This window comes from Thiobacillus thiophilus (genome assembly GCF_055378705.1).
Map to the genome: position 1 here is coordinate 2,695,691 of NZ_AP042404.1, position 8,810 is coordinate 2,704,500.

General features: G+C 62.4%; 10 protein-coding genes and 1 tRNA gene. 7 read left to right on the top strand and 4 right to left on the bottom strand.

The window, feature by feature from the left end; all coding sequences use genetic code 11:
* Positions 1-12 precede the first annotated feature (12 nt).
* Positions 13-423 (top strand): hypothetical protein, encoded by a 411-nt coding sequence (locus ACZ41T_RS13500; RefSeq protein WP_464921896.1) that lies wholly within the window; start codon positions 13-15, stop codon positions 421-423.
* 44 nt (positions 424-467) lie between these two features.
* Here ACZ41T_RS13500 and ACZ41T_RS13505 read toward each other — a convergent pair whose 3' ends face one another.
* Positions 468-1,661: a Do family serine endopeptidase gene (locus ACZ41T_RS13505; protein WP_464921897.1), complete on the bottom strand. Its 1,194-nt coding sequence runs from the start codon at positions 1,659-1,661 to the stop codon at positions 468-470.
* A 141-nt stretch (positions 1,662-1,802) separates the two neighbouring features.
* Here ACZ41T_RS13505 and petA point away from each other — a divergent pair, with 141 nt between their 5' ends.
* The 6 genes from petA (at position 1,803) to ACZ41T_RS13535 (ending at position 5,599) form a co-directional block, all read left to right on the top strand.
* Positions 1,803-2,408, top strand: a complete 606-nt coding sequence (gene petA, locus ACZ41T_RS13510) for a ubiquinol-cytochrome c reductase iron-sulfur subunit (protein WP_464921898.1) — start codon at positions 1,803-1,805, stop codon at positions 2,406-2,408.
* Positions 2,409-2,412: 4 nt separating this feature from the next.
* Complete coding sequence (locus ACZ41T_RS13515) at positions 2,413-3,648, top strand: cytochrome b (RefSeq protein WP_464921899.1); 1,236 nt, start codon at positions 2,413-2,415, stop codon at positions 3,646-3,648.
* Positions 3,649-4,374, top strand: a complete 726-nt coding sequence (locus tag ACZ41T_RS13520; protein WP_464921900.1) for a cytochrome c1 — start codon at positions 3,649-3,651, stop codon at positions 4,372-4,374.
* Between the two features lie 92 nt (positions 4,375-4,466).
* Positions 4,467-5,066: a glutathione S-transferase N-terminal domain-containing protein gene (locus ACZ41T_RS13525; RefSeq protein ID WP_464921901.1), complete on the top strand. Its 600-nt coding sequence runs from the start codon at positions 4,467-4,469 to the stop codon at positions 5,064-5,066.
* 9 nt (positions 5,067-5,075) lie between these two features.
* Positions 5,076-5,480, top strand: coding sequence for a ClpXP protease specificity-enhancing factor (locus ACZ41T_RS13530; protein WP_464921902.1), 405 nt, complete (start codon positions 5,076-5,078; stop codon positions 5,478-5,480).
* A gap of 43 nt (positions 5,481-5,523) precedes the next feature.
* Positions 5,524-5,599, top strand: a tRNA-Thr gene (locus tag ACZ41T_RS13535).
* A 73-nt stretch (positions 5,600-5,672) separates the two neighbouring features.
* Here ACZ41T_RS13535 and ACZ41T_RS13540 read toward each other — a convergent pair.
* The 3 genes from ACZ41T_RS13540 to ACZ41T_RS13550 are packed head-to-tail and all read right to left on the bottom strand — an operon-like array spanning position 5,673 to position 8,790.
* Positions 5,673-6,989: a sigma-54-dependent transcriptional regulator gene (locus ACZ41T_RS13540; protein ID WP_464921903.1), complete on the bottom strand. Its 1,317-nt coding sequence runs from the start codon at positions 6,987-6,989 to the stop codon at positions 5,673-5,675.
* A 2-nt stretch (positions 6,990-6,991) separates the two neighbouring features.
* On the bottom strand, positions 6,992-8,569 hold the full coding sequence (locus tag ACZ41T_RS13545) for a two-component system sensor histidine kinase NtrB (protein ID WP_464921904.1): 1,578 nt from the start codon (positions 8,567-8,569) through the stop codon (positions 6,992-6,994).
* Positions 8,566-8,790 carry a PP0621 family protein gene (locus ACZ41T_RS13550; RefSeq protein ID WP_464921905.1) on the bottom strand — a complete coding sequence of 75 codons (225 nt, stop codon included), beginning with the start codon at positions 8,788-8,790 and terminating at the stop codon, positions 8,566-8,568. The genes ACZ41T_RS13545 and ACZ41T_RS13550 overlap by 4 nt, the downstream gene beginning before the upstream one ends.
* Positions 8,791-8,810 lie beyond the last annotated feature (20 nt).

Genomic DNA, 8,810 nt, shown 5'->3' on the forward strand with positions numbered 1-8,810 from the left:
AGGGACGGTCGCTTGCTAAAGGCGATGGCGCGCGGGAAGGTGCTGCCGGATGCCGAACTGGAGGATTACGCCTATGTCGTGCAGGGTCTGCTCGACCATGCCGACGCCACCGGTAATGGCCCATCGCGCGAGCAGGCGCGGCAGATTGCACAGGTCGCCTGGCAACTGTTCTGGAACGAGAAGGGGTGGAAACACGAAGCGCGGTCGCTGCTGGCCACCATGCAGGCCGAACCGGCGCTGGCCGATGGCGCGCTGTATTCGCCATCCGATGTGTTGATTCTGGCCAGCCTGCGCCTGCGCGACCCCACGCTGCAGCGGCTGGCACGTACTGCCGCCGGCTGGCGCGTGTCGGCAATGGAGCAGGATACGTATACGTACCCCACCCGCGTCCGCGTGTTGACAGAAGTGCCGCCGGACGCGTGATGCGTTCAGGGGGCGCGCAGTCAGCCCGCATCCCAACGGATTTTTTAGTTCGGTTCGGGTTCCGGCGCCGGCTCCAGCGTGCGCTGTAGGGGGCGCCGCTGGACCTGGATTTTCAGGTCCAGCACTTGCTGCTTGCGCGCCACCGTGAGGCGGCCGACTTCGGTCGGTTTCAACGCGGCGATCAGGTTCAGCAACGAGGCAGAGTTGGTCACCTTGTTGCCGTTGACCGCCAGCAAAATATCGCCTGGACGGATGCCGCCGGCGTCGGCCGGACCGCCTTTCAGCACGCCCGCGATCAGTGCGCCATCGACGTTTTTCAGGTTGAAGGATTCGGCCAGTTCGGGCGTGATGTCCTGCACTTCGATGCCGACCCAGCCGCGCGTCACGCTGCCGGACTTGATGATCTGTTCCATGATCTGGCGCGCGATGCTGACCGGAATGGCAAAGCCGATGCCTTGCGAGCCGCCGGTGCGCGAATAGATCGCGCTGTTGACGCCGACCAGATGGCCTGCTGCGTCGACCAGCGCGCCGCCCGAGTTGCCCGGATTGATGGCGGCGTCGGTCTGGATGAAATTTTCGAAGGTGTTGATGCCGAGATGGGTGCGGCCGAGCGCGCTGACGATGCCTGCGGTGACGGTCTGGCCGACACCGAACGGATTGCCCACCGCCAGCACCCAGTCGCCCACCTTGAGGCTGTCGATCTGGGCGAAGGTGATCGCGGGCAGGTCACTGGCATCGATTTTCAGCACTGCCAGATCGGTCTCGGGGTCGGCGCCCACCACGCGCGCCGGCAGGGTCTGGCCGTTTGCCAGCGCCACCTGGATTTCGTCGGCGGCTTCGACCACATGGTGGTTGGTGAGAATATAGCCGTTGGCGCTGACGATCACCCCCGACCCGAGGTTGGACACTTCGCGCGGGCGCTCATCCAGCCGGTCGCCAAAAAAATAACGGAAGATCGGGTCCTGCAGTGCGGGATGTGCCGGCGTGCGTATCTTTTGCTGGGTAAAGACGTTGACCACCGACGGGATTACTTTTTGCGCTGCCGGGGCGAAGGATTCGCCCACGGAGACTGCGTTCGCCGCGGGTTGCGGCGCCTGCTGGATGGTGAGGCCCTGCTGTTGCCGCTGCCAGCCCAGGAGATCGGGCTTGAACAGGGTGATGATGAACAGTACGCCCAGTGCCACCGTGGCGGATTGGGCGAAAAGCAACCATAATTTGCGCATGTTGATTGAATTCATGGACTTGGCGTAGTTCCGCCACGCGTAATTATAACCCAGGGGGCGGTGCATCGCGTCCATGCTACGCGGGGGGGCTTCCAGTAAGTGCGAAAAATTGATTAGAATGTCGTCTTTATCGAAACACGTTCAGGTCAGGTAAACATGAGCCAGGAAGTCGATGGGCAAAAAGTGGACGCACGTAAACGAAAATTCCTGATCGCCGCGACCAGCGCTCTGGGCGGGGTCGCGGCGGCAGGCGTGGCAGTGCCGTTGGTGATGAGCATGATGCCCAGCGCGCGCGCCAAGGCGGCAGGCGCACCGGTTGAAGTGGATATCGACAAGATCGAGCCGGGCATGCTGCTGACGGTCGAATGGCGCGGCAAGCCGGTGTGGGTCGTCAACCGCACCCCGGAAATGCTCGGCCTGCTGGGCAAGCACGACGACAAGCTGACCGACCCCGGCAGCGAAATGCCGCAGCAGCCCGACTACGCCAAGAATGCGACCCGTTCGATCAAGCCGGAATACCTGGTTGCGGTGGGTATCTGTACCCACCTCGGGTGCTCGCCCACCTTCCGCAGTGACATCGGCGCGGCCGACCTCGGCGGCGACTGGCCGGGCGGTTTCTTCTGCCCCTGCCACGGCTCGCGTTTCGACCTTGCCGGGCGCGTATTCAAGGGTGCGCCGGCCCCGACCAATCTGGTGATTCCGCCTCATCAATACCTCAGCGATGCCAGATTGCTGATCGGTGTAGACGCAAAAGGAGCTTAAATAAATGTCTGCCCTGCAAAAAATGATGGGTTGGATCGACGACCGATTCCCCCTCACCTCAACCTACAAGGCGCACCTGTCCGAGTACTACGCACCCAAGAACTTCAATTTCTGGTATTTCTTCGGTTCGCTGGCGATGCTGGTGCTGGTGATCCAGATCGTCACCGGCATTTTCCTCACCATGAACTACAAGCCGGACGCGGCGCTCGCCTTCCTGTCCGTCGAGTACATCATGCGTGACGTCGAGTGGGGATGGCTGATCCGCTATATGCACTCAACCGGCGCCGCGATGTTTTTCGTCGTCGTCTACCTGCACATGTTCCGCGGCCTGATGTACGGTTCCTACCGCAAACCGCGCGAACTGCTCTGGATATTCGGCGTGCTGATCTATCTGGCGCTGATGGCCGAAGCCTTCCTCGGTTACCTGCTGCCGTGGGGCCAGATGTCCTACTGGGGCGCCCAGGTGATCGTCAACCTGTTCTCCGCCGTACCCTTCATCGGTGAAGACCTGTCGATCTGGATTCGCGGCGACTACGTGATTTCCGACGCCACCCTGAACCGTTTCTTCGCCTTCCATGTCATCGCCCTGCCACTGGTGCTGCTCGCGCTGGTTGTGGTGCACCTGGTGGCGCTGCACGAAGTCGGCTCCAACAACCCGGACGGCATCGAAATCAAGAAGCACAAAGACCCGGTGACGCATATTCCGCTCGACGGCATTCCTTTCCACCCCTACTACACGGTGAAGGACATCGTCGGTGTCATCGTCTTTCTGATGGTGTTCTCGGCGATTGTATTCTTCGCGCCTGAAATGGGCGGCTACTTCCTCGAGCAGGCCAACTTCGTTCCGGCCAATCCGCTGCAGACGCCGCTGCATATCGCGCCACTGTGGTACTTCACCCCGTTCTACGCGATTTTGCGCGCGGTGCCGCCGTTGTTCGGCTCGCAGTTCCCCGGCGTGATCGCGATGGGCATGTCGATCGTCGTGCTGTTCTTCCTGCCCTGGCTCGATCGCAGCAAGGTCAAGTCGATCCGCTATCGCGGCCCGATCTACAAGATCATGCTGGCCCTGTTCGTCGTGTCTTTCATCGGCCTCGGCTATCTGGGTCTGTTGCCGGTTTCCCCGGTGGCGACGACTTTTGCCCGGATATTTTCGGTGATCTACTTCCTGTTTTTCCTGTTGATGCCGTGGTACACATCGATTGACAAAACCAAACCGGAACCGGAAAGGGTGACTGGCTAAATGAAACGCTTGAAGAATTTTCTTTTCCTGCTGGCGGCAGCTCCCGTCGTGGCCTTTGCTGCCGGCGCCACGGTTCACCTCGACAAAGCGCCGGTCAACCTGGCCGATCAGGAATCCCTGCAGCGCGGCGCCCGCGTGTTCGTCAACTACTGTCTTAGCTGTCACAGTGCCAGTGCCATGCGCTACTCGCGCATGCAGGGCATTGGCCTGACCGAAGACCAGATCAAGGACAACCTGATGTTCGCCGCCGAAAAGCCGGGTGAACTCATGAATGCCGCCATGGCCGTTACAGACGCCAAGGCCTGGTTCGGCGTCGCCCCGCCCGACCTCAGCGTGATCTCCCGTGCTCGCGGCGCCGACTATCTGTACACCTATCTGCGCAGTTTCTACCGTGATGGCACGACGGTCACTGGCTGGAACAACGTCGTGTTCGCCAACGCCGCCATGCCGCACGTGATGTCGGATCTGCAGGGTGAAATGGCGCCACGCTACAAGACGGAAGGCGGCCATCAGGTGATCGAGCGGCTCGAACTGGTCAAGCCCGGCAGCATGGCCTTGGCCGAGTACGATGCCATGGTGGGCGATCTGGTCAACTACCTGGTGTGGATGGGTGAGCCCGCCCAGCTTCAGCGCAAGCAGCTTGGCATCATCGTCCTGATTTTCCTGTCTGTTTTCTTCGTCGTGGCCTACTATCTGAAGAAGGAATTCTGGAAAGATATCCACTGATCCTGGTCGCGCCTTTTGCCAACAGCCGGACTGTGTCCGGCTGTTGGCATTTTACGTATCAAATACACGCAACACCTTAGGGAGCCCCCGCCATGATGACCTTGTATTCCGGTAGCACCGATCCGTACAGCCACCGCTGCCGCATCGTCCTGTTCGAAAAGGACATGGATTTTGAAGTCATCGATGTCGACATGCACAGCAAGCCGGAAGAAATCGCCAGCATCAGCCCCAGCGGCAAGATGCCGGTGCTGGTCGAACGCGACCTGATCCTGACCGAGTCCAACATCATCAACGAGTACATCGACGAGCGCTTTCCGCATCCGCAACTGATGCCGCCGGATCCCGTCATGCGCGCGCGTGCGCGGCTGGTGCTGTTCAACTTCGAGCACGACCTGTTCACCCATGTCAACACGCTTGAGCACGGCCTCGGCAAGTCGTCGGACAAGGCACGTACGGAAATCCGTGACAGCCTGTCGCAGCTCACGCCCATCCTTACCAAGCAGAAATACCTGATGAACGACGAGTTCTCCATGCTGGACGTGGCGATCGCCCCGCTACTGTGGCGCCTCGAGCATTACGGCATCGAACTGCCAAAAGTGGCCGCGCCGGTGCTCAAGTACCGCGAGCGCCTGTTCAGCCGTCCCGCTTTCATCAGCGCGCTGACGCCCACCGAAAAGGCATTGCGCAAATAAGGCAGGCTGATGGCCGAGATTTCAACCAAGCCGTATTTGATCCGTGCGCTGTATGAATGGTGTGCAGATGCGGGCTATACCCCGCAACTCCTGGTTGCAGTGGATGGTCGCACCCGCGTGCCGCCCGGCTTCGTCAAGGACGGCCAGATCGTGCTCAACATCAGCGCAGGGGCGACGCGAAATCTCACTCTGGACAACGACTGGATCCAGTTTTCCTCGCGCTTCGGCGGCGTCTCGCACGAGATTTCCATTCCAGTGGACCGGGTCATGGCCATCTTCGCGCGCGAGAACGGCCAGGGCCTGCATTTCGAACCCGTCGACACGCCAGAGCCGCCTGATCAGGCCCCGTCCACCCAGGCTGACGAGCCGCCGCCCCCGCCCAAGGGCAGACCCTCGCTAAAAGTCGTCAAGTAATTCGCTCAATCAAGCGCGCGGCATCGCTATAATGTCGCCCGTCGCCGCTTTAGCTCAGTTGGTAGAGCAACCGCCTTGTAAGCGGTAGGTCGTCAGTTCGAATCCGACAAGCGGCACCAATCATTATCGCACGTTAAAAAACCCGCCTTCGACGGGTTTTTTAACGTGCGCGACGCGGGCGCAGGCGACGCGTTATTCGATCCCCAGGCGCTCCAGCCGGTAGCGCAGGCTGCGGAAGGTGACGCCGAGGACGCGGGCGGCGGCGGTCTTGTTGTGGCGCGTCTGTTCCAGCGCCTCGAGGATGGCGGTACGCTCCATCTGGTCGAGGTGATCCTGCAGCGGGTATTTGCTGCCGGGCGCGCCATTGGTAGCGGGCAGGGCGGGGGTAAGGCTGAGGTCGGCCGCGCTGATGTGCCGGTTTTCGCACAGTGCCAGCGCCCGCTCCAGTGTGTTTTCCAGTTCGCGCACGTTGCCGGGGAAGGCATAGGCGCACAGCGCCTTTTCGGCGTCGCGATCCAGCCGGACGTCGCTGCCGCCCAGCTTGCCGAGCAGGAAGCGCACTATTTCGGGGATGTCCTCGGCACGGTCGCGCAGGCTGGGCATGAGCAGATCGATGACGTTGAGACGGTAATACAGGTCCTGGCGAAAGCGTCCGGACTCTACCCACACGGCGAGGTTCTGGTGGGTGGCACTGACGATACGCACGTCGATGGGTTCTTCGACCGTGGCGCCGACCTTGCGCACCTTCTTTTCCTGCAGCACGCGCAAAAGTTTCACCTGCATCGACAGCGGCAGGTCGGCCACCTCGTCAAGAAACAGGGTGCCGCCGTCGGCGGCCTGGAAAAAGCCGTTGCGGTCGGCGTCGGCGCCGGTGAATGCGCCTTTGCGATAACCGAAAAACTCGCTTTCCATCAGCGTCTCGGGAATGGCACCGCAGTTGACCGCGACGAAGGGCTTGTCGGCGCGGTTGCCGAGACGGTGGATCAGCCGTGCTGCGAGCTCCTTGCCGCTGCCGGACTCACCGGCGATGTGCACCGGCGCCTGGGTGCGCGCGAGCTTGGCGATGCGTGCGCGGATGTCCTGCATGGGGGCGGATTGGCCGATCAGGTCGCGTGCGGAGCCGTCGGCCTGTGCGGTCTCGGGGATTTTCAGCGCGGACTTGACCAGCGCGCGCAGCTGGTCGAGCGCAACCGGCTTGGCCAGGTAATCGAACGCCCCCGCCTTCAGCGCGGCCACCGCGTTGCCGGCATTGCCGTACGCGGTGATGACCGCCACCGGAACCGGTGACGCCAGCGCGCCGGCGGCGGCGATCACCTCCAGTCCTTCGCCGTCGCCCAGCCGCATGTCGGTCAGGCAGAGATCGTAGTGCGTCTGTTTCAACCGGGACTGGGCTTCGGCGATGCTGACGGCACGGTCGGTTTCCAGCCCCATCTTGACCAGCGTCAGCTCCATCAGGTCGAGCAGGTCGGGCTCGTCGTCCACCAGCAGAATGCGCGGGGAAACGGTCATGGTCACTCGCTCCCGCGCAGGCTGAGGCGGAAGTGGGCGCCGCTTGTGCCCGGCACGTAGGTCAGTACCGCATTGTTGGCCTCGGCCAGCTCGCGCGCGAGGAACAGCCCGAGTCCGGTGCCCTGGGCATCGGTGGTAAAAAACGGTTCAAATAACTTGCCCTGGTGTTCCTGCGATAATCCTGGGCCGTCGTCCTTGATCTCGAACTGCAGGTTGCTGCCTGACATCTGCATGCTGAAACGGAGGCTGCCCGTGTGTTTGCGGCTGAAACGCCAGGCGTTGCGCAAGAGGTTCCATACAATCTGGCGCAGATGGTCGGGGTCGAACTGGAAATGCAGGGACTTGGGCATGCTGACTATGACGGCGTCTGCCGGGATTTCTTCAGTCTGCCGCAACTCATCGATCAGGGCGGCGAGCGCCGCGGCATCGAAGCTGACCGGGTTGAGGCGGTCGCGCCGGTTGAGCGTCAGCACTTCTTCCACCAGCCGGTCGAGACGCCGTGCGTTGTTTTCGATGATCGCGGTCAGCCTGGCCTGGGCGGGGTCGCGTGCTTCCTCGTACAGCAGCTGCGCGGCATGGCTGATGGCCGACAGCGGATTGCGGATCTCGTGCGCGATGTTGGCGGTCAGCCGCCCCAGCGCGGCCAGCTTCAGGCGCTGCGCCGCCTGCTCGGCCTGGCTCTGATCCTCCAGCATGAGCACCCGGCTGTCGTCCGGCGTCTCCAGCGGAATACAGCGTACCCGCAGCTGCGCAGTCGGCGTGCTCAGGGCAGGTGTCGTGCCGGCGCGCAAATGCTGCGCCAGGCGCGCCAGTTCGGGCGAGCAGTCCCGCAGCCGGGTGACCCCCGGCGTCACCGGCATCGTGATGCCAAGCAGCCCCAGCGCACGCGGGCTGATATGGCGCACGACGCCGTCGCCGCGCACCGCCAGCAGGCCGTCGGGGGAGTTCTCGATTGCCAGTGCGTTGATGCGGTTCAGCAGCGCCAACTCGTCCGCCTGCCGCTGTGCCAGCGTTTCCGAGCGCAGCGCGCGCTGCGTCAGCGCATGCGCCAGCCAGCCGATGGCGAAATAGCCGGCGCACAGCAGGCCGACCTGGAAGAAGCTTTCCCTCCCCTGGTTGCCGCCCAGAATGTTGAAGCCGTGCTGCAGCAGCACGGCGATCGACGCCATCGCGGCATACAGCAGGGTCAGCCGGCCGCTGCCGACCAGCCCACCCGAGGCGATGGAAATCGCCAGCAACAAGCCCATGCCGCCCGCCAGCCGCTCGCTGGTCGACATCATCAACACCACCAGCAGGATGTCGGCGGTGATGTGTGCAGTGAGTTGGATCTGGAATTCCGGCCAGCGCGCCCGGATGCCCAGAACGAACAGCGCCGCAATCACCAGGTAGGCATAAGCAAAGCTCTGGAAGCGCGCGCCCGTGCCGAGGAACAGGTCGGACTCGTCGAACAGGATGCCGGTAAATACCAGCGCCACTGCCAGGGTCAGGCGATACAGGTTGAAGTAATCGAGGCTGCGCCAGTGCGACGCGAAATAGCCCTGTGCGGCAGGACGGGGCAGGGCAGCCGCCGGGGCGCTCATTTTTTACCGAGTTGTTTGTGTTCGGGGGTGCAGAAGAAGTCGCCGCCGGAATAAATCGCTTCGCTACGCGGCAGGTTCACCCCGCAATGCGCGCATTTCACCATGTTTTCGATGGTGTGTTCGTGCGCCGGTGCGGCGGATTTGTCGAGCGAACGCTGGTAGTTGCGGATCAGCGCATAAACCACCAGACCAATAATGATAAGCAGCAGGATTTTGCCCACGCAGACCCCCTGAAAATGGC

What these genes read in the sequence shown, in the direction of transcription:
- ACZ41T_RS13505 (WP_464921897.1), bottom strand. Translation starts at nt 1,661, where the DNA reads ATGAATTCAATCAACATGCGCAAATTATGGTTGCTTTTCGCCCAATCC.
- petA (WP_464921898.1), top strand. Translation starts at nt 1,803, where the DNA reads ATGAGCCAGGAAGTCGATGGGCAAAAAGTGGACGCACGTAAACGAAAA.
- ACZ41T_RS13515 (WP_464921899.1), top strand. Translation starts at nt 2,413, where the DNA reads ATGTCTGCCCTGCAAAAAATGATGGGTTGGATCGACGACCGATTCCCC.
- ACZ41T_RS13520 (WP_464921900.1), top strand. Translation starts at nt 3,649, where the DNA reads ATGAAACGCTTGAAGAATTTTCTTTTCCTGCTGGCGGCAGCTCCCGTC.
- ACZ41T_RS13525 (WP_464921901.1), top strand. Translation starts at nt 4,467, where the DNA reads ATGATGACCTTGTATTCCGGTAGCACCGATCCGTACAGCCACCGCTGC.
- ACZ41T_RS13530 (WP_464921902.1), top strand. Translation starts at nt 5,076, where the DNA reads ATGGCCGAGATTTCAACCAAGCCGTATTTGATCCGTGCGCTGTATGAA.
- ACZ41T_RS13540 (WP_464921903.1), bottom strand. Translation starts at nt 6,989, where the DNA reads ATGACCGTTTCCCCGCGCATTCTGCTGGTGGACGACGAGCCCGACCTG.
- ACZ41T_RS13545 (WP_464921904.1), bottom strand. Translation starts at nt 8,569, where the DNA reads ATGAGCGCCCCGGCGGCTGCCCTGCCCCGTCCTGCCGCACAGGGCTAT.